Below are 21,055 nucleotides of genomic sequence, written 5' to 3'. Positions count from 1 at the left end.
GCTATCTCCGCGAGCGGCGAAGACTCAAGGCAGTGAGGCCGGACAGAAGAATGAGAGAAGTGGAGGGTTCTGGAACGATTGCTTGATCGGAGATTTGCAGAGTGAATCCGTTGAGGAAAAGGCTCCCGCCGTCTGAGTCATCATAATATGAACCAACCTTCAAAGCGTCATTGCGGAGAAATGTTTGAAGGGTTGTCACTCCGTCCGCCGAGTAGGGTGTGTTGGGTGACATCGCGTTGTCGATGTAGACTCGGAAGTCATCAGCGCCATCCCCTCCCACCGGATCAGTTGGGTCGTTATCAATCTGGATGCCGATCATATTGACTCCTGAAGCAATTTGAATGGGACTGGCGAAATAATAGTCCGCATTGTTGAGGTCGATGGTATCATCGAAAGGATTTCCAGTGAGATTGAGCCATTGTTCACTAAGGGTAGTGGTTGTGAGTTGACTGCCCGCAGTAGTGGTGGTGCCGCTCCCAAAGACCCGGACTACGGTGCCTCCTGCTCCATCGGGATGGAGACTAACGGTGAGTGCTGCTTGCAGCCCCGTAGTCATCGCCAGGAAGCTGAAGCCACGGAGGATAGATTTTTGAGTAGGAATGAACGTTGCTGTCATCCACTTCTCGATATCTTTTGGGTTTTACGCAGTCAAGTGTATGGATGATGATTAAATATGTATTTAAATGTGATTAACGTTGCTGTTTTTGTAATCAGTAAGTGTATTTTTTATAACCTTATCAAGGGTCGAGTTTCGTGAGCTTTGAAGCAAGGGGTGAAAGACCTGACTCGAGTATTTGTTCAATCTATCTCCGGGAAATGGAGTAGAAGCCGAGGGTCTCTTCTTTCTCTTCTTCCTCAGGGATGAGGCTTTGGAATCGGATGACGGTGTTGTCGTCGCTTTTTGAAAGTCCGGTGGTCGAGATATGGAGGGACTTTCCTTTGGCTTCGATTTTTGTGGTGGTGAGGGTGGCTTTATTGAGCTCGCCGGAACCGTAGTTGGGGCTGTCGTGATAGTCCCAAGACATGATTCGCAACTGCTCGGCGGTCGGAGCGGATTCGATCTCTTTTGAGTAATGGAGAACGAAGTCGTTGCCGTCGCGGGTGATATCAAGGAGTTCATTACCGAGTGATTGCTCGTTGCGGAAGATTCGCACCAAGCCGTCTTCCTGCCCTCCTTGCGCTCGCCAGCCGCGGCCAGTTTGACCAGCGTAGAGGCTGTGGTCTTTCGCGAATAGCAGACGCATCACTCCGGAAGAAAAACCCTTCGCAAAGGGGATGAGGGCGGCTTCGTTACCCTCTTTCGGCAGGATGCGGAAGAGTTGGGAAAGGGTCTGATCACCGACGAACATTTGCCCTCCGAAGGGGCCGAACTTTCCATCGGCTGGAGCCCATGCGGGACTGCCGGGAGCATTGGCGAGGTGGGAGTGGGCCATCAGCGCGAGCGCCTTTTCCTTCGTGCCTTTCACGGTGTCCCAAGCGATTTCAGGGGACTGGGGAGTCATTCCGGGAAGGTCGATGAGGCCACAGGGATTGCCGTAGAACTTGTCCTGCTCGAGCCGGAAGAGTTTGGATGTTCCGACGTATTCACCTTGGTTTTCGGTGTAATAGAGCGCGCCATCCGGCCCCGTTGCCAAGCCTGCGGGACTGCGCAATCCGTTGGCGTAGGGAGTCATTTTTCCTTCGGGAGTAATTTGCAAAGCCCAACCGCGCAGGCCGCCCTGGGTGCCCATGTATTTGCCGCCCGCCATGTAGTTGACTTCGGGCTTTCCGCGATGGCCGAGGTTGAGCTGAACGTAGTAGTTGCCGTCCGTGCCTTTGGCGGGGCCATGAAGATACTCGTGATAGTTGTGGGTGAAGAGGAAGTCGTCCCAAATGGTCTCGTAGCGGTCGAACCAGCCATCGCCATCGACATCGCGGAGGCGGGTGAGCTCGGGCTTCTGTCCCACCACGATGGTCTTTTCGTCCTCGATGATGAGTCCGAGGGAATCGAGCAAGCCCTCGGCAATCTGGGTCCAAGTTCCGTCCTTCAATTTCCACAAGCCACTGGTGCGGGTAGAGATGATGAGGGAGCCGTCGGCGGCCTCGTCCATGCCCATGGGCTCGAAGAGTTGTTCGCGTCCATGGATATCGAGCGGTGGAGCGATTGTTTCGGCGCTGTAGCCAGCTGGGAGTTCAAGCTTGGCCGGAACAGAGGTCTTTACCGCTTGAGGAGCCCGGTTGGTTTGGGCCTGCCAAGGGCGCCACGCGGGTTTGATAGGGAGCTGGAAGGCGAGTTCGGCAGGGAGTTCGCTGACCGTCCATTTCTCTGACTTTCCGTGGATGATTTCGCTGAGTTGAAAGGTCTGGGGTTGAGAGAGCTTGCCGTCGATTGTAATCTTGGCCGCGCCTTCGTTGGAGACCGTGAACTGAAACTCCAATTCGTTGTCGCCAATCTGATAGAAAAAGGTGGGCACCTCGGCATGCATGTAGCCACGGAAATGGCTTTGCGAAGCAGCGACTTGTTCGAGGAAGTCGACGTCATCGCTCATGTTGGCGATGATTTGCGCATTGTCCGCGTAGGTTGGCGACTTGAAGGTCAAGTCGACTGGCTTGCCGGTCGTGGGGTCAAGGGGGGCGAGCAGTGATGAGCCGAGTTTAACTTCTTCTGCTTGTTCGCCCAGATTGGAGTCTTTGCCGCCACGGGAAGTCATCTCTTGCTTGAGATTGAGAAAGCCGCCCCACCAGATGCGCTCGACGGAGAGAGTGCGGGGATCGAAGCTGTAATTGAGGCCGTTGGGCATGCCCACGTGGACCGCCCGCGCGGAGGTCTTGCCGAGACGAGCGCGGAAAATTCGGGTCTGATCAGCGACAAGCACCTCGGCCGGATCGGTCAGGGCTGTGAGAGGAGCGGCATCCGCCTTCTTGGCGGCCATCACCTTCGCTGGTCCTTGTTGGCCTTCTTCGTTGAGAGTTTGCAGATAGTGGTAAAGGGCTTCGACTTTTTGCTCGGGAAGAATGCTCGCGTCGTAGGGCGGCATCACGGGGAGAAAGGGCTGACCCTTCGAGGGGCCGCTTTCGGCAATGGCGAGGTCTTGGGTCGGGGTGCGGAGGGAGTCGGTGAGATACTTCAGATCGAACTTCACCTTGTGCTGGGCGTCACCTCCTTGAACCAACTTTTCGATGGGGGTGGGTTGAAAGCGTCCGAAGAGGCTGGGGCCGGTCTTGATGGAGGCGTCGTCGCTGGCCACCGCATGGCATTCCGCGCAGCCAACGGCCTGAAAAGTCTCCGCGCCGAGCTGCACGAGGTCAATCTGCTGGCCCTGGGCCGAGGTCAGGAGCAGACCGAAAAGGGAAAATTGTGAAAAACGTATCATTTTGTGACAGAGATTTACGGACGTTGAGGGGAACTTTTACCAGCTGAATTTTTCCGAATCTGTAATCGCAACGCACGTCCTCGGCCAAGCTTGCGGACTTAGGACAAGGATTTGGGGAAAGCCAGGGTGAGGTGGCCAAAGGGTATGAGCGGAAAGTGCAGGGGGATTTCGTAGATGAATCTCTGGCCTCGGCCCTTGGCGGGAAAGCTTCCCATATTGTGGGTTGAATCAGTGGGGGGAACGGATCAAGCTGGGGGTCGCAGCATGAAAACCTTTATCACTAACGATTTTCTTCTCCAGAGCGAGGTGGCTCGGGAGCTCTATCACAACTACGCCAAAGAGCAGCCCATCATTGATTACCACTGCCACCTGCCGCCCGATCAGATTGCGGAGAACCGGACTTTCGAGAATCTCTATCAGGTTTGGTTGGCCGGAGACCACTACAAGTGGCGGGCAATGCGCTCGAATGGAATCAGTGAGCGCTACTGCACTGGGGAGGGGAGTGATCGCGAGAAATTCGATGCCTTTGCCAAGACTGTTCCCAAGACGTTGCGCAATCCACTCTATCACTGGACGCACCTGGAGCTGCAGCGCTACTTCGGTATTGATGATTTGCTCGACGAGTCCTCGGCGGATGCGATTTGGAATGAGGCCAATAGCCAGCTCAAGGACCTCCCGGTTCATACTCTGTTAGAGCAAAGCAAGGTGAAGGCGGTCTGCACTACGGATGACCCGGTGGACTCCTTGGAGTATCACCAGCAGATCAAGGCCAGTGGGCTGTCGACCAAGGTCTATCCTACATTCCGTCCCGACAAAGCGCTCGCGGTGGACCAGCCGGAAGCTTTCAATGCTTGGACTGACAAATTGTCGGAAGCGAGTGGCGTGGATTGCGGCAGCTTCGGGAGCTTTCTCGATGCCTTGAAGCAGCGGCACGACTTTTTCCACGAGATGGGGGGACGGCTTTCCGACCACGGCTTGTCAGCTTTGGACAACGAGGATTGTAGCGAAACGGAAGCCGCGGTCATCTTCGACGAAGCTCGCGCTGGGCGTGAGGTTTCGCCGGAAAAGGCGGCCAAGTTCCGGACCTATCTGATGGTTTTCTTCGGTCATCTGGATGCGGAGAAGGGCTGGACCAAGCAGCTGCACCTCGGGGCCTTGCGGAATAACAATACCCGCCTTCTCAACGAGCTGGGTCCGGATACCGGCTTCGATTCCATTGGGGATTTTCCCCAGGGACAGGCGCTGTCGGGCTATTTGGACCGCCTCGATAGCGACAACCTGTTGCCCAAGACCGTGATCTACAACCTGAATCCTGCCGACAACTACATGATGGGGGCGATGATTGGCAACTTCCAGGATGGCACCTTGGCTGGGAAGATTCAGTTCGGGAGCGGCTGGTGGTTCCTCGATCAGAAGGAAGGGATGGAGATGCAAATCAACGCCCTTTCCAACTTGGGTCTCTTGAGTCGTTTTGTCGGAATGCTGACTGACTCACGCAGTTTCCTCAGCTACCCGCGCCACGAATATTTCCGCCGTATTCTTTGCAACCTGATCGGCAAAGATGTCGTCAATGGCGAGTTGCCTCACGACATGGACTTGTTGGGAGGAATGGTGAGCGACATCTGCTACGGCAATGCCAAGGACTACTTCGGTCTGGAGCTGGGGTAGTCGATTGCGATTTTAGGTGAACTGAATCGTTAGGCGCGGCTCTTGGGAGTCGCGCTATTTTTTTGCGGTCACCTCGGCGGGTTTGGGGGTGATGACGAGGGTGGTGCCTTGGGCGATTTGATGGGGGATGACGTGATTGCCTTGTTTGATGAGGACTTGGGCAAAGATGGACTTGGATTTCCCGGGTTTGACATCGGCGGGGATGGTGAGGGGGATCTTGATGCTCTTGTCGCTGGCTTTGATCTTGATGGGAGCGGCGGTCACTTTGTGAGGAAGGCTATGGAGAGTGAGCTCGGCTTCGCCTTCGAATGGCCGCAGGGTTTCCAGTTCGCAGAGGAGGGCAACGTCTTTACCAACCTCGGAGGTTGCAAGATCGATGCTGCCGTTTAGATAGGGTTCGGCGACCTCCAAAGTGACAAATGGTGAAGACACTCGCACGTTGCCGTTGCCGGGATTGCTTTCGCCGGTTACGCAAATGGAGGACGTGCGCAAAGGGGCGTCGCCATTGGCGTTGATTGGAATGATGGCTTCGCTTTTTCCTTCCGGAATAGAGACTTCGGGGGGAGCTCCCACCCCCGCAGGCCGCCATGGGAGTTTGACCTTGATGGCCTTGGTAAAGCCCTCTGCGCGCTTGGCCCGGACCACGAGATCCATCGTTCCACTGCGCACCAGGGGCACGGGAGGAGCGACGATCTCGAGGTGAAAGGGTGCTTCTTCAATGACGGAGATGGCGAGTCGTTCGTTGTGGGTCGAGTGGAGGGGGCCGGCGTTGTTGATCTCGATATGGTGGATGTTTTCCTCAAAGGGCCCGCGCAGCTCGGATTTGGTATCCTTGATCGTGAAACGGGAGAGAGTGGCTCCCAATGGGGCGTCTGCTGCGGCTGAAAAAAGGATGGGGAAGTTGACTGGTGAGCGGGGTGCCACTTCGGATTTCATGGTTACTCCTTTCGGCAACCGGTCGTGTTCCAGGACAACGTCGCAGTTGGTGTTCTGTCGAGCAACATTGGGCACAATGGCGAGATGATTGCCGCGGGGGATGGTGATCATGCGATGCTTCTGGCTGTCGTTGTTAGACGCGTATGGAAGTTCCGCTCTCAGGCTGGGAGTGCGAGCTGCGAGCTCGATAGTGTAGGTGAAGTCCGGGCCACCGCGATTGAGGTGATCGCGAATCATCAGGAAGTATTCACCGTCTTCCGGGGCCTTGAAGTCGAACTTGGAATCGGGGTTGTTACCGTCGTCATCACTGTTGCCGAGGTTCTTGTTGTCCTTCGCATTGCGAACTTGGATGACGGGGTCGAGGGGGGACCGCAGGGCGCGGGCATGAACTTGCACTCGGATGTCTTGGCCTTTCTTTGCTGAAAAGAGAAACCAGTCGACGTCGTCCTGCTTGTCAATGACTCCGTGCAAGGTGACGGGGAGTGCCGCAGGCTTTTGCTTTTTCGCCAGGCCCTGCTGATTGTTCGGCTCCGTTTCACCAAGAATGGGGTGAGGGGTTAGGAGAACTTGGTTCGGAGAGGGAGCGGACTTGCCGTTGACATTGGCGTAGATGGAAGCCAGCCCGGGAGTGTAGGGAAGAGTGACGAGTTGTTTGCTTTCGCCAGCGGCGTCTCCTTTGAAGGTGAGTTCCAGTTTTTGCCCTGGCTGGCCGACGGGTGGGTGAACTGAGGTGGGGCGGGGGGATTCCGATACTTGCAGCAAGTAGTTGGAGTTGTCGTTTCCTTGATAGGACGACTCGCGTAGTAGCAGGGTGTAGTCGCCATCCTCGGGAAGAACGATGGAAACGAATGGATCGCGCTTGTTCAAGACGTGGTCGTCGCAAGTCGCGAGCTCGAATCGCTTCGAGTCCAAGATGGCCAGATAGGGATCGAAGACTTCGCGGCCCAATCTCATGCCGAACACTTCCGCGGTAACACGCTGGCCTTTCTTGCCACTAAAAACATAGTAGTCGGCATCTTCCTTGCGGGCGATGCCATGGACAATGTGATTGAGCTCGATGCGCTGCGGGGCTTCAAAGGTATCGTTCTCCTCGTTGGTTCGCTTGCGCTTTTCATCGTAGCTCGTCTTTTCCGTGACGGTAGGGAAGGCTCCGACCCAGAAGGTGCGTTGGTAGGTTACGCCTTGTTTGGTACGGACCCGAAAGGGGTGTTCTCCCAAGGGCGCATCGGCAGCAATCTTGAAGGCGCCCTTGGCCCGCTTGCTGTTTTCGTTTTTCAAATCCGAGACCGTGATCCCGGGGCGATAGAAGAGAACTTCCTCTACCTCATCGAGTCGGTCCCCGTGAAAAGTGACCTCGACCTGTTGCCCTGCTTGGCCTCCGCGCGGGGTCACAGTGCTAAGAACCGGATCAAAGGCGTGCGCCAGGTTGGTCAACGATAATAGAGTAATTAGTGACCAGAAAGCGCGGGGAAGAAACTCGGGGAGCATAAGATTGATACGAGGGGCCCGAGCTTGGTTTGTCGTTCAAACTGGGTTGATGAGGTTCAGTTTGCCGGCCACGTGGCTAGGCCTTCTTTTCCAAAATTCCATCAATGACATTTCCGCCGTCGACGATCTCAATGGGTCGATCGCCGGGGGCCATCAGTTCTTTGTCCGCAGTAATTCCCAACTGATGATAAACCGTGGTCATCAAGTCGGCGGCATTGACGGCATTTTCCTCGGGCTCGCCTCCGAGGGAATCCGAGGAACCGTAGATCATTCCTTTCTTAACTCCGCCACCAGCGAGCATGACCGAGAAGACGCGCGGCCAGTGATCCCGTCCGCCGTCCTTGTTGATTTTCGGGGTGCGGCCGAACTCGGTGGTCAGCATCACGAGGGTGTTATCCAACATCCCCTTGTTCCCCAAGTCGGTCAGCAGGGCCGCAACTGCGTGGTCCACATTGGGCATGTTTTTGTTAAAGCCATCCTTGATGTTCTGGTGGTGGTCCCACCCACCGGCAGTGAGGGACACGAAGCGAACTCCCGCCTCGACGAGTCGTCGAGCAAGCAACATGCGTTGGCCGGGTTCGTGACGGCCATAGAAGTCGCGGGTCTTGTCGCCCTCCTGCTTGATGTCGAAGGCCTCGCGTGCCTTTTGCGAGGAGATGAGCTTGTAGGCGTGGTCGTAAAAGGCATCCACGGAAGCGATTTGATCGGAGTTCTCCAAGTCGCGAAAGTGGGCGTCCACCGTATCAAGCAAGGAGCGTCGACGGTCAAAGCGCTCGGTGGAGACTCCCTTGGGCAGATTGAGATCGCGGACCTCAAAGTCCTTTCGAGAAGGGTCGGAGCCGATGGCGAAAGGTCCGTGCGCGGAGGAAAGATAACCGGAGTTCGCAAACTCGTTGGGAACCTGGGGGATACAGACGTATGGAGGCAGGTTTTTCCGAGGTCCCAGTTCATGGGAAATAACGGAGCCGACCGAAGGATACTGCAGGGCGGGGGAAGGGCGGTAGCCGGTGAACATGTTGTGCGTGCCCCGTTCATGCGCTGCCTCGCCATGGGCCATGGAGCGGATAACGGTGAACTGGTCGGCAATCTTCGCGAGCTTGGGAATTTTTTCCCCGAAGCGGACGCCAGCCAGCGCGGTGTCGATGGAGCCATAGGGCCCGCGATATTCCGAGGGAGCATAGGGCTTGGGATCGAAGGATTCCTGATGAGCCATTCCGCCGGGGAGAAAGATGTTGATGACGGATTGCGCCACGGGAGCGTGGAGGTCGTATTGCTTCATGGCCGCACCAGCCTGCTGGCGCAGAAAGGTCGGAAGAGTCAGGCCAATCGAACCTACCAGTCCAACGTAGAGAAATTCGCGACGTGAGGATTGTCTCACAAGAGGGTTGCCGGGGCAGGAGGTGTTTTTCATGACAAGAGAGACAGGGATTTGCACAGGCGTTGGATTGACGCCTTTACCGATTACGATCATTCTTCCATACCCCTTTCACTGCGGGTTGTCTGTCAAAAATGAAACCCACTCTTCCTGGTTACCAAATCGGAGAACTCATTGGCGAAGGAGTGTGCGGACGCGTCTGGGCTGCGGAGGATCCGGTTGGCAATGCGGTCGCGGTGCGAACACTCAACGCCCTTTCGGTGAATCTTGATCTCGTGCGTGAGGTCGGGAGGCGGCTCCACGGAGTGACGGTGGAGGGGCACGGACCGATTCCGATCTGGCTGCAAGCGCTTGATCTCAAGCCAGCGATGGAGGTTACGCCCCTGATCGCAGACGAAGTCGAGGAGAAGGTGATTCCGCGTAATTTGCAAGCCCGGCTCTCCGACTATCTGGCTACGGGGGAGGCCCAGGCGGTCGTGAAGTGTTTGGCGAAAGCGCTGGCTTCGCTTCATCGTCATCAGGTCGTTCACGGCAACTTGAAGCCGGGCAATGTTTTCATCAGTGAGGAAGGGCGAATCCTCGTAGGAGATTACGGACTCGGCTGGATGCCTGGAATCGATGTTCTGGGCTTTAGCGATGCCTTGCTCTACATGTCGCCCGAGCAATTGCGGGAGCCGAGCGGATTTTATCGGGAGGCGGGCTATCGTTGGGATGTTTTTTCCTTTGGGGTGCTGGCCTATCGGCTCTTGGAGGGCAAGTTTCCCCGTTGCCACGAAAGTTTCGAAGACGTTGCGCCAGCCCCCGGGGTCTTGCACAAGGAGGGAATCGAGGCCGACTACGCCGGGGTTGCCGAGGAGCTTCTCAAGGAAGAGATCCGTCCTTGGGAGGGAGAGCACGACGAAGCGCTCAAGGCGATCATCGAGCGATGCCTGAGTCTCGACCCCGAAGCGCGTTTTCGCGACATGGTCGAGCTGTGCGAAGTCTGGGAGCGCGAGACCTTGATTGCCCGCCATGCCGCCGAAATGGAAGTGGTGGCTCGCAAGTTGCGCGTTGGCCGTCGCTGGAAGCGCAGTCTGGGCTGGGGTCTCGCCGCTAGTCTCGCCGCAGGAGCGGGAGCCGGGATTGGTTGGGGCGTGCGAGAGCATCAGATGGCCAGCAAGCTCGATGTGGAAATCCTCGCAAAATCGGCTGCGCAAAAAGCGAAGAGCGAAGCGGTCGACGCGCGCGAAGAAGCCACTATCGCCAAAGACGTGGCCGAGTCCGAGCTCGAGCAAGCCCAGCTCGATCTCAAGGAGCTTGCAACCAGCCGCGAAAAGCTTCTCGACTGGGCCTTGTCAGAAGGGGGAGACGGTTTACCCACTCTCATCGGAAGGGACGGGCGATTGGATCTCCTCGACAAGCATTATCAGAAGCTCGCCCAGTCCCAGGGGAGCCTTGCCAAAAGGTGGCAGGAGCAGTGGCAAGCCGAACGTGCCCTCCTCGCCCTCGCCCGCGATGAACCAGAGGAGGCCCGAGACTTTGTCTCGAATGAGGTGAGCCGTCTGGGCGGCATCGGTCTCACTCGACTCCTCCTGAAAGAATCGGGAAGCAAAGAAGCCTCTCGCGAAGACTTGGCTCTAGCCCGTAGTTTGGCCAAGAAGGTCAATGGTCCGCAGTCCGCCTGGTTGCAGGCTGCTCTCGACTTGGTCGAAGTCCGTAGCCTGGAGCGTAATGGGCAGAAGGCTCGCTCTCTCCGGCTCCTTTCCGAGTTGGCGGCCAAAGTGGGCAAGCTTCCTTCCTCGGAGCCGGGCACCATCTCTCTCTGGCGTACCCAGTTGCAACGCGAGGCCGCTGATGTGGCCGAAGGCGCGGGGCGCGAGGAATTGGCGGCAGAGTTCCGCCAAGAGATGGTCAACGACCTGCGAAATGAACTGGGTGCAAAGGGGTTGAGCGAGAACATCAAGAAGGAGCTGGCTGAACAATTCGTCATCGCTGCGGAAGGCTTGGCCGAACAAAACTATTCCCGTGGCGAGCTCGCCAAAGCGCGCGCTCTCTCGCTGGAATCGCTCAAGTTGATTCCCGAGAGCGCCCACTCACGCGTTCAGATAGCCCTTGCCGTGCACCATGCTGTGATTGGCGGATGCGAGCGCGAGAATGGTCAGACCGAAGCCGCGCGGGAGTCTTTGCAAGCGGGCCTCTCTCTTTTGGAAGAACCACGCAAAGACGCGGCGGAGGAGCGTTGGCGTCTCTATCGCTTGGGAATCCTGAAGTGGCAGCTCTCCGGAGTGCTCGGCCAATCCGATAAACCGGAAGAGGAATTGGCGGTCGGCCAAGAAGCGCTCGAAATGATGCGCGGACTCCTCGAGGAAAGTTCATTGCGCCCGAGCGCGATTCAGGTTCACCACGTCATTGGCTATCTCTCCGGGGACCTCGCGCAAGCTTGCGAAACAGCGAAGAAGAAGCAGGAGCGCGACGAGTTTCTCGATGATGCCATCGAGTCCTGGAAGTTCCTGCGGGCCGCCGACCCTGAAGAGCCGGAATATGTCGCGGGCTTGGCCTGGTGCGAGAGGCTAAGGAAGAAATAGCGCCTTCTGAGTTTTCTCTAACGAGTCGGGGTGTTTAAATCGAACAGTTGGGTTCACTGGCGAAAAGAGAAGGGATAATCGGTCGCGAAGATCTGGGGGTTCTGCTTTTCCAAATGGAAGTTCAAGTCGCTATCAAGATGGTGGCGGAGGTTGCCGATGCTGGGGAGCTTAAGAATCTTCCGGGCTGATGAATTCACCCTTTTTCGTTCGTTCCGGCGGATGACCCACCACGCGTTTGAAGCTTTCATAGAAGGTTTGGCGGGAGCGAAAACCACAGTCTGCGACAAGGGATTGAATGGTTCGCTTGGGATCCAATTCCAGTAAAGCCTGTGCCCGCTGAACGCGCAGTTTGGTGAGGTAGGAGCGGGGGGAGGAACCCAGTGCGGAGGCAAAGCGCATCTCGAGCTTTCGCCGCGAAACATTCACTGCATCGGCCACATCGCTGATCCCGAAATCCCTGTTGAGGCGGTTCGTCATGTAAGCAATGGCTTGGGCGACAAGCTCGTCACTGCAGTAATGCATGTCCGTGGATTGCCGGGCATAGACCTTGGCCGGGGGGACGAGGATCTCCTGCTCCGTAGGCTCGTTCCCTTGGATCAGTTGGTCCAAAAGAGCGGCCGTGCGATAGCCAACCTCGACGGAACTCCGGGAAATGCTGGTCAGGGTCGGGATGGAGTGCTCGCAAATGATATCGTCATTATCCATGCCCACCAAAGCAATGTCTTCCGGGATGAGGAGGTCAATTTCTTGACAAGCTTCCATCAGAAGTTGAGCGCGAAAGTCGTGCACCGCAAAGACTCCGCAGGGCTTGGGGAGTGATGAGAGCCAGCGGGTGGGTTCCGCGATTCGCCTCGTCCAGGAGAGGTCTTTTTCTTTGTCTGCCTCCCGCAGCATCACCTCACATTCCAAGCCGGACTCCGCTGCTCGCTCGACAAATCCGCGTTGCCGTTTCTCCGAATAGGCAAGATTTTCCCAACCGAAGAAAGCCAAGTTGGTGAGTCCGCGCGAAATCAGGTGTTCTGCAGCCAGTCTTCCCGCAGCGTGGTGATCGACCATGACCCGGGGGACACCGTGACCGCTTTCCAGGCCCCCTGCTAGATTGATGACGGGAATCTTCATCCGACGTGCGCGGGTTAGCTCGTTTGTATTGTTAGAGGCCAGAATGATTCCGTGACCGTGCCAGCCTTTGAGCGAGGTGAGAGAGACCGCCCCTTCGCCCACGCCATGGATAGCGGGCGGGGTCGTGAACAAGTGCCAATCGCCATGTTGCTTGGCGAACTGGCGGATTCCGTCGAGGCAGCGGGCCATCCACGGGACTGAGGTGGGATAGAGGATGGCGATTCGGTAGGGAGTGGTTTTGCGCAAAACTTTACAGAGAATGCGCTTTCTAGCTCTTGTGCGCAACAAGGAAGTAAACGTAATTTGGGAGTTCAGCAACCTTCAACGGCTGTTTCAACAGCACGTCGTGGAAGAATAAAAAAACCATAATGAAACAAACAACCCATATTAAATTCCTTGCCGGGCTTACGCTTTTTGCTGCTTCTGCAAGTTCACTTTCAGCCGCTGCGCTGGTGATTGCCAATCCGAGCTTTGAGGACGATACCGCGCCGGCGGTTGGTGCGACTGGCTGGACGGTCGTCACCACTGGCGGAAACGGATTTTTTGTAGCGACTGCAGGCTCTCCTGATTCCACTGTCGACCCGGATAGTGCGGCTGCCGGGAGCAATTGGTTGTCGGGCAACCGATTGGTCACCGGAACGGGTAGCAGTGGTAGCGGCGGAACCCAGACCATGTTTCAGGTCGTGGATATCAGTGCCGATGCGGCCTTGATCGATAGCGGCTCTTCGACTGTTGGCCTGACCTGGCAATTTGCCGACAACGATCCTGCCGATGAAGGCTTCGTGACCATCTCGTTCTTCTCAGACGTGGCAGGCACCACTCCGCTGGGTACGAGTTTGACTACCGGGGGCATCGCAGCCACTTCCACCACTGGCAATAGCGCCGCTCCGTGGGTGCTTGAAGATCTTTCTGGTGCCGTCCCGGCTGGAGCACGCTCGTTGTCGATTGAGTTGGAGATCGTGCGCACTTCTGGCTCTGCTGGAAATATTCATTTCGACGACTTCACTGGTTCCATCGATGCGATTCCGGAACCATCGACGGCACTTCTCGGTCTTTGTGGAGCCGGGCTCCTCTTCGGTCGCCGCCGTAAATGTTAGATTCTTTCATGTTAGGAAGTCTGAAGCTGGATCGTGATTCCGGCTTCAGGCTTTCTTTTTTCCTGACCTTCCCCCCTGCAAGAGCAAACCTATGAATATAAAAAATTTTGAGACGAAAGTCGCTGTCATCTTCCTCCTTTGCGGAGTGAGCTGGACCATGGCAGCAGACGTAACGATGGACGAGGCCAACCAAAGTTGGCTCAACGCGAATGTGTGGGATGATGATACAGCTCCATCCGATACGAACGATTATTTCACCGCCATTGTTGGCAACGCGATTATGCGAACCTCGCCGATGAATACCACTGGCGCTGGCAGCGCGGACTTTCCCGGCAACTCTCTCACGGTGGTATCCGGCACTCGTCTTCTGATTAAGCAGGGTGGGACGGAAACCGTTTCGATTCGGAATGGGGCCGGGGATTTGTTCGTCGATGGAGGACGGGTTTCCTTTGGCGGAAATCCAGGGGCGAACAGCCCTATCCTGGATGTGAATCAATTTGTGGTGAATGAAGGCACTGGTGGAGTTGTCGATATCAACGGCACGGTTGTCAACGCTGTGATCGATGGGGTCCTCACGGGAGCCGGCATTTTAACCGTCAACTACGAGAATGCAGGAAGCAGTGCGGGGCGGACAGTCACAATTACTGAAGTTGACGAGACTGGTTTCACGGGAGAGATCCTCGTGCAGGAGGGGTTGATTCTGGATTTCGGTTCAGATGTTAACTTCGCAGGCCTGGTAGAGTTGTTTGATACTGCCATCCTGAACGTGGATCAGACCCTGACCTTTGCTGCTGGCAAGCTTTACGATCCCGTCAATGGTGAAGTCCCCTCGGGAACCTATAGCGGAAGTTTGTTAAGCTCTCTGGGTGCAAATTACGCGGACGGTGGAGGCACCATCATCGTTGGAACAGGAACACCTGGCGACACCGATGGCGATGGATTGCCTGATCTGTATGAAAATCAAATCATCAACTTCGATCTCGCTGACGACGTGGATGGCTTCGAAGATATTGCTGGACCCAATGATGCTCCAACCACAACCGACTTTGACCAAGATGGTTCAAGCGACGCTGATGAGTTCGTGGCTGGTACGAGCCCAACAAATCCAGATAGTGATGGCGACGGTCTCGAAGATGGTCCGGAACTCGCGGGAACCGATAACGACGGGAATTCGCATGGCTTTGGCCCCACCAATCCGCTGAATGCAAACAGCGATGGCGATGCTCTGGGAGACCTCACGGAAATTCGATACAACTCGAATCCGAATGACGGCGGCTCTCTTCCGGGTGTTGCATTGGGGGTGGTCAACGGAGGGTTCGAGGACCCTGCTGTTGCCGCGACCACCGAAGGAATCTCCATGGCTGGCGGAACCGTCACGGGGTGGACTGCGGTCATCAATGACTTTTACGTCACCGATGCTCTTGGTTTTGCTGATGCGGGAACTCCTCCGGGCGCAAGTGAGGGAACCCAATTTGCGACCGCGGATCGACGGGCTCCCAATCCGGATCTTGATGCAGCTGCCTATGAGGGCGGTATTGATGCGACCCTGTCTTTCCAACAAGAAATCGACGTGACGTCACTTGCCGCCGCGATTGATGAGGACAACCAAACGATTCTACTGACCTTCGATTTCTTTGATGCTGATGCGAGTGATGAAGGATTCGTCACCATGAACTTCCTCGATGCTTCGGGAGCGGATTTGGGGAGGTCGTTCACATTCCAGACTGGAGTCAATATGGGGTCGAATTGGATTTCCGCCGTCCAGCAGGCCTACCCGCCAGCGGGAACGCGTATGGTGAGGCTCGGCTTCGAAGTCCGAAAGGTTTTGGTAAACGCCACAACTGCTCGGAACGTGGCCTTTGATAATGTCGGAGCCCGTTTGGTCGACTTCGATCAAGATGATGACGGTTTGCCGGACGACTGGGAGCTTTTGTATGGCTTGGATCTAACCATTAATGATTCTGCAGGTGACCCCGACAGCGACAGTTTGTCGAATTTGCAGGAGTTTGGCTTCCAAACCGATCCTTCCCTCGCTGATACGGACGGTGACGGCATCGATGATGACGTGGAGATTGCCAATGGAACCGATCCTCTGGATGCGGGCGATCCATCGGTCGACCCTGTGTTTGAAAGCTTGGTGTTTACAGAAGAAGGCACCATTGAGGTCACCTTCTCGGGACTCAAGGCTTCGGCTACCTATGACTTAAAAAGGGGAACCGACCTCGTCAATTTCGCGGATATTGTCGATACTTTTCAGCCGACTACCGAGACCTTCACCTTTATTGACTTCAACCCCTTGGCTGAAGAAGTGAGCTCTCGCGCCTTCTACCGCTTGGAGGAGCAATAACTGATAGTTGTTTAAGCATGGCGAATTCTTCAAGAGCCCCAATTTGGGGCTCTTTTCTCACAACTCAAAACGAACGGCTCACCATTTGAAATTTCTCCCGGCACTTGTTTGGACCGGACTGCTTCTTGCCAGTCCCGCGGATGAATTGGCTCTGACGATTGGGAATCAGAGCTGGCTCAATGCCGTTTGGGGATCGCCTGCGGAAGAACCAGTCGCTGGTCAGCAATACGTGACTGCGAGTGGTGTGACTGGAGATTTGGTCCGGACTTCACCAGCGGGCACCACCGCCAATGGCAGTGCGAACTTCCCTGGAACATCCGTGAGGGTGGTGGCTGACACCCGGTTTCTTATCAAACAAAGCGATGGTGAAGTGGCTTCCATTCGGTCGGGTAGCGGGGACCTCATCATCGACGGGGGGAGGGTTTCGTTTGCTCCCGATGGTTCTGGTCACAGTGCGACCCTGAAGGTCGACAAATTTGAGGTCACCTCGGCTTCGGGCTCGGTCTTGGATGTGGCAGCGTCGGCTGACATTTCGACAATCGATGGCACGCTGACTGGCCCTGGCGACCTTTTCATTGCCTACGAGAATGCGGGGCTCAGCGTAGACCGCACAATTGTTTTCACCTCCGTCGACGAGGCAGGGTTTACGGGCAAGCTTTCAGTGACGGAGGGCCTTATCTTGGACTTTGGATCTGATATTGATATTTCTGGGACCATCGAGTTGGTGGGCTCGTCGATTCTCCTCGTTGATCAGACCTTGGTCTTTTCGGATGGGGCTTTGATTGATTCAGTCAATGGGGTTGTTCCCTCTGGCACCTATTCCGGCAATAGCCTGAGCGCTCTGGGAGCTAATTATCGGGATGGAGGAGGGGTGCTTGTGGTTGGTGATGGTCACCACCCAGGCGATAGCGATGGGGACGGCTTGCCGGATGAATTCGAGCAAAGGCTCATCGACCTGGATCCTGAGGACCAAGTGGTCGACCTTGCTGATGTCTTGGGGCCGCTGGATTCTCCTGCTACCTCAGACTTTGACCAAGATGGGGTCTCTGATGCTGATGAGTTTGCGGCTAGGACGAATGCGGCGAATCCCGATACCGATGGCGATGGTCTCAACGACGGAATCGAGTTGGCCGGGACGACGGACGCGACGGCTCCGGATAGCGATTTGGATGGCTTTGGTGACGGGGTGGAAGTGTCAGCGGGGAGTGATCCGACCTTGGAGGAGGAGACTCCTACTCTGGCAACGGACAACCCGCGCTCCTTGCCTACGGTGGTGCCGGGCGGCGAAGGGGGCTTTGCTCTTGTCAGTGATGCTGGAGCCGTGACTCTCGTCTACGACGATGGTGACGTAAAGGTCGTCGGAATCGCGGCAACTCTGCTAGCCGACGATTTGGAAGCGATTTCCGGAACAAGGCCTTTGAGGCAAAATTCTCTGGAAGGGCTCAGCGGGCCGATTCTACTCGCTGGGACCATCGGAGAAAGTGCCTTTGTCGATCAGTTGATCGACGAGGGTAAATTGGATGTGTCGGGGATTCTGGGCAGTTGGGAGAGCTATCGCTTGGAGCTCGTTGCCAATCCCTTTCCCGGGGTTTCCGAAGCTTTGGTTGTGGCAGGAAGCGACCGTCGTGGCACGGCTTACGGTCTGGGAGCTCTTTCCGAATGCCTGGGCGTGTCGCCTTGGACATGGTGGGCTGACGTTCCTCCTCCAGCGAGGGAGGAGATTCACATCGGGGGCCTTCCCCTGAATTCCCTTCCGCCGAGTGTTCGCTTCCGGGGTATCTTCATCAACGACGAGGACTGGGGCTTGCAGGAATGGGCGGAGAAAACCTATGAAGCTGGACCGGATGAGGTAAAGGACATCGGTCCCAAGACCTACGCCAAGATATTCGAGTTGCTGCTGCGTCTGCGCTCGAACTACTGCTGGCCCGGGATGCACCCGAGCACGCGGGCTTTTCATTTCTATGAGGAGAACAAGGTGGTTGCTGATGACTACGCCATCGTGATGGGGAGTTCTCATGCCGAGCCGATGCTATGCAATAATGTCGACGAGTGGAGCCGCTTCACTTCCGAGAACGGGTATTCCAGCAACTGGAACTATGCCCAAAACAAAGCGGCCATCGTGGACTACTGGGACCGGCGCGCGCAAGCGACTGCGGGTTTCGACTCCATCTATACGGTAGGGAAGCGAGGGATCCATGACTCCGGAATGGTGGAGGGCTCTGGCACTGCTGAGAAAGCTTCTTGGCTGAATACGATCTTTGCCGACCAGAGACAGATTCTGGCAAATCGGGTGAACCCAAATCCAGCCCACGTCCCACAAATCTTCGTGCCCTACAAGGAGGTCTTGAGCATCTACGACAGTGGCTTGGTCGATGTGCCGGAGGACGTCACGCTGATTTGGCCGGATGACAATCATGGTTACATCCGCCGTCTCTCCAATCCGGCTGAGCAGGAACGCTCGGGAGGCGGGGGAGTCTACTATCATCTGTCCTATTGGGGAGCGCCTGCTGATTACCTGTGGCTGGCTTCCATACCGCCATCCTTGATTTGGGAGGAAATGATGAAGGCGTATGAGAACCGTTGCCGCCGGGTCTGGATCTTCAACGTGGGAGACATCAAGCCCATGGAATTGCCGATGGAGTTCTCACTGCGGTTGGCTTGGAACGTGAATTCGTATGGGCTGGATTGTCAGCAGGCTTTCCTGAAGGAATGGGCTGCCCGCGAGTTCGGTGCCAACGCTGCGGATGCCATTGCCTCGGTGATGAATGACTATTTTCGGCTGAATCACGCCCGCCTCCCCGAGCACATGGATTGGCGAAACGACGATCCCGGTGCACCCGCTCCGGCGTCCGGTAGCCACTACCCACTCTTTAGCCAAGTGCACCATGGGGATGAGGCTGGAGACCGCTTGGAGGAGTTCAGGCTGTTGTCCGAGCGTGCGGGGGCCATCTATCAAGCTCTTCCTGCCGGCCAAAGGGATGCGTTCTATCAGTTGGTCGTTTATCCCGTGCTGGGTTCTGACGCGATGAACCGCAAGTTCCTGCACACCGCGCGGGCACACCGGGGAGTGGCGCAGAAGAGAAAGACTGTTGCCGCTGACTCAGCTGCTGCGGAGGCTGCTTTCCAGGAGATTCAAGACGAGACCGATTTTTACAATCAAAGTCTCTCCGCTGGAAAATGGAACGAGATGATGGACTGGAAGCCTCGAAATCTGTCGGTCTTCAATCTGCCTGATCAGCCTCAAGATCCAGGGGCTCAGTCGCTAGGTTTGGGCGTGGCGGTGGAAGGGCGATTGGAGCCGAAATTCATCGGTGGTTCGGTGGCGAGTTTCTCGACTTCACTTCATGCGGTTGATGATGCGGAGGTCGTGAGCCCAATGCAGGAGGCGACTTTGGATGGTCAGCGTTGCCTCTGGACCCCGGGCACGGGAGGAGCCGCTCCAGCGGGGGCCGGTGGACGTGCCAGCTATCACTTCGAGATTGCAGAGAGCGGCACGTATTCGATTCGGTTTCAGGTGAGGACGCCTTCTCCCAATGATGACTCTTGGTATCTTTCCCTGAACGGCTCTCCTCCGGAAGAATGGAACAATCTGGGAGTCGGTAATCCGACAGGGTGGCGTTGGCGAACTTGGAAGAGTGTCGAGCTGGAGGCTGGAGCGCATTCTCTCGTGGTGCATGAGCGGGAGGACGGAGCTGCCTTCGCTGCAATCGTCATTGAGAACTCGTCGGAGAATGGCGAATTGGGAGAAGATGATCTTTTGGCTGACTTTCGATTGCCCGAATTCAATTCCATGACGAAGCGGTCATTCTTTATCGACCTCATCAATACCAATTTGGATTCGGTCGCTTGGAGTGCATCCGTCAGTCACCCGTGGGTTCAGCTTTCGAAAACTTCCGGTCAATTGGAAAGCGACGACCGGCTGACAGTCGCAATCGATTGGGATGCCTTGCCCGCTGAAGAGGAGTTGCAGGGGACAGTGAAGATTGAGCAGGGGACGGAGTCGATCGAGGTTCCTCTCAACGTCTGGAATCCGATGCCGTTGCCGGCGGCTGATTTCATTGAGGAAAACGGGGTGGTCGTAATGGAGGCGGAGCACGCGTCTGCCACTCGACCTGGAGCTCCGGCCCAGTGGCAGTTTCTGCCTGACTTGGGTCGGGGGGAAGGTGCGATGATCATCTCGCCGACGGATACGCCTAGTTTGGAGAGCCCTCCGGAAATTCTCGCGAGCTCGCCGTCGTTGGAATATCGTTTCTACTTGAGGAATCTGGGTGAGGTGAAGGTGATCGCAGACTTTCTCCCTGCTCTGTCTTTGAACAACGAACGGGGTCGCCGTTTCGCAGTGTCTATCGATGAAGCCGAACCAACGATTGTTTCCCTGTCTTCGCAATCGGGATCAGGGAGCGATTGGTCGCGCTCAGTTCTTCAGAAAAAGATTGCGGGTCAGTCACTCCATACCATCTCGACAGCCGGGGTGCACACTTTGAAGGTTTGGATGGTGGATCCGGGGCTGGTCTTGGATCGGCTGGTCTTGAGCACCTCGACGATTCCCTACAGTTATAATGGCCCGCGGGAAACCTCGGCTGAAATCGACGCGGTGAGTGTGATCGGTGAGGAGGAAACTCTTTCGGTCTCGTCCGCCGACCGCTTCCGCAGGATTGTCAACTATGGCACGCTGGAAGTTCGCGACGCCGATCTGCATTTGTTGGGTGACCTCTGGAACTACGGAACAGTGCGGGTGATTGGCGATAGCGAGCTCAATATTGGTGGCAATCTCGCAAACTTTGGCTTTCTGGATCTCCTCACTTGGTCGGGAGCTCAGTCGGGCAGCGTCTCGCAATTGGGCAATGTGCTGATGCGGGAAGACATCCGTGTGGAGAACCTCCAAGTTTCGGAAGGCGACTTTCGTTTCGAGGTCCCTTCCTACCGAGGCCATTTCTATCAACTTTACGAAAGCGCGACCTTGCAGTCTGGTGATTGGTTTCCTGTTGGGAGTCTCCTCGCCGGACTGGGGCAAAATGGAAATCCAGAACGGCTCTCTTATCAAATCCCGATCAGTGAGTTTCAGAACTTCTTCAAGATTCAGGTCGATTGAGAAGAAATGGCCTTTT

The 21,055-nt window shown here is 56.2% G+C and carries 10 protein-coding genes; 5 read left to right on the top strand and 5 right to left on the bottom strand.

Translation table 11 applies throughout. The annotated features are described in order from the left end of the window. Position 1: 1 nt before the first annotated feature. Together IE099_RS00385 and IE099_RS00380 are read right to left on the bottom strand one after the other, a co-directional pair. Entirely contained in the window at positions 2-616 is a 615-nt protein-coding gene (locus IE099_RS00385; RefSeq protein WP_189566248.1) for a PEP-CTERM sorting domain-containing protein, read from the bottom strand. A 187-nt stretch (positions 617-803) separates the two neighbouring features. Beyond that, a complete protein-coding gene (locus IE099_RS00380; protein WP_189566246.1) occupies positions 804-3,353 on the bottom strand; it encodes a c-type cytochrome in 2,550 nt (849 codons plus the stop codon). A 264-nt stretch (positions 3,354-3,617) separates the two neighbouring features. On the opposite strand from IE099_RS00380, the gene uxaC reads away from it, so the two are divergent. After that, positions 3,618-5,021: a glucuronate isomerase gene (gene uxaC / locus IE099_RS00375; RefSeq protein ID WP_189566244.1), complete on the top strand. Its 1,404-nt coding sequence runs from the start codon at positions 3,618-3,620 to the stop codon at positions 5,019-5,021. 54 nt (positions 5,022-5,075) lie between these two features. On the opposite strand, the gene IE099_RS00370 is transcribed toward uxaC, so the two are convergent. Beyond that, entirely contained in the window at positions 5,076-7,445 is a 2,370-nt protein-coding gene (locus IE099_RS00370; RefSeq protein WP_189566242.1) for a PPC domain-containing protein, read from the bottom strand. Positions 7,446-7,521: 76 nt separating this feature from the next. Next, positions 7,522-8,856, bottom strand: coding sequence for a DUF1501 domain-containing protein (locus tag IE099_RS00365; protein ID WP_189566240.1), 1,335 nt, complete (start codon positions 8,854-8,856; stop codon positions 7,522-7,524). A 98-nt stretch (positions 8,857-8,954) separates the two neighbouring features. Here IE099_RS00365 and IE099_RS00360 point away from each other — a divergent pair, with 98 nt between their 5' ends. Further along, entirely contained in the window at positions 8,955-11,384 is a 2,430-nt protein-coding gene (locus IE099_RS00360) for a protein kinase domain-containing protein (protein WP_189566237.1), read from the top strand. A 168-nt stretch (positions 11,385-11,552) separates the two neighbouring features. Here IE099_RS00360 and IE099_RS00355 read toward each other — a convergent pair whose 3' ends face one another. Then, a complete protein-coding gene (locus IE099_RS00355; RefSeq protein WP_189566235.1) occupies positions 11,553-12,749 on the bottom strand; it encodes an AraC family transcriptional regulator in 1,197 nt (398 codons plus the stop codon). Between the two features lie 122 nt (positions 12,750-12,871). Here IE099_RS00355 and IE099_RS00350 point away from each other — a divergent pair, with 122 nt between their 5' ends. The 3 genes from IE099_RS00350 (at position 12,872) to IE099_RS00340 (ending at position 21,039) form a co-directional block, all read left to right on the top strand. Then, positions 12,872-13,600 (top strand): PEP-CTERM sorting domain-containing protein, encoded by a 729-nt coding sequence (locus IE099_RS00350; protein WP_189566233.1) that lies wholly within the window; start codon positions 12,872-12,874, stop codon positions 13,598-13,600. Positions 13,601-13,691: 91 nt separating this feature from the next. Then, positions 13,692-15,947, top strand: coding sequence for a hypothetical protein (locus tag IE099_RS00345; RefSeq protein WP_189566231.1), 2,256 nt, complete (start codon positions 13,692-13,694; stop codon positions 15,945-15,947). A gap of 85 nt (positions 15,948-16,032) precedes the next feature. Beyond that, positions 16,033-21,039: a glycosyl hydrolase 115 family protein gene (locus IE099_RS00340; RefSeq protein ID WP_189566229.1), complete on the top strand. Its 5,007-nt coding sequence runs from the start codon at positions 16,033-16,035 to the stop codon at positions 21,037-21,039. Positions 21,040-21,055 lie beyond the last annotated feature (16 nt).

It is taken from the genome of Roseibacillus persicicus (assembly GCF_014651675.1).
Lineage (GTDB): Bacteria > Verrucomicrobiota > Verrucomicrobiia > Verrucomicrobiales > Akkermansiaceae > Roseibacillus > Roseibacillus persicicus.
Note: the sequence above shows the minus strand (reverse complement) of the source record. Positions and strands in the feature narration are given on the sequence as shown.

What these genes read in the sequence shown, in the direction of transcription:
- IE099_RS00385 (WP_189566248.1), bottom strand. Translation starts at nt 616, where the DNA reads ATGACAGCAACGTTCATTCCTACTCAAAAATCTATCCTCCGTGGCTTC.
- uxaC (WP_189566244.1), top strand. Translation starts at nt 3,618, where the DNA reads ATGAAAACCTTTATCACTAACGATTTTCTTCTCCAGAGCGAGGTGGCT.
- IE099_RS00370 (WP_189566242.1), bottom strand. Translation starts at nt 7,445, where the DNA reads ATGCTCCCCGAGTTTCTTCCCCGCGCTTTCTGGTCACTAATTACTCTA.
- IE099_RS00380 (WP_189566246.1), bottom strand. Translation starts at nt 3,353, where the DNA reads ATGATACGTTTTTCACAATTTTCCCTTTTCGGTCTGCTCCTGACCTCG.
- IE099_RS00345 (WP_189566231.1), top strand. Translation starts at nt 13,692, where the DNA reads ATGAATATAAAAAATTTTGAGACGAAAGTCGCTGTCATCTTCCTCCTT.
- IE099_RS00360 (WP_189566237.1), top strand. Translation starts at nt 8,955, where the DNA reads ATGAAACCCACTCTTCCTGGTTACCAAATCGGAGAACTCATTGGCGAA.
- IE099_RS00350 (WP_189566233.1), top strand. Translation starts at nt 12,872, where the DNA reads ATGAAACAAACAACCCATATTAAATTCCTTGCCGGGCTTACGCTTTTT.
- IE099_RS00365 (WP_189566240.1), bottom strand. Translation starts at nt 8,856, where the DNA reads ATGAAAAACACCTCCTGCCCCGGCAACCCTCTTGTGAGACAATCCTCA.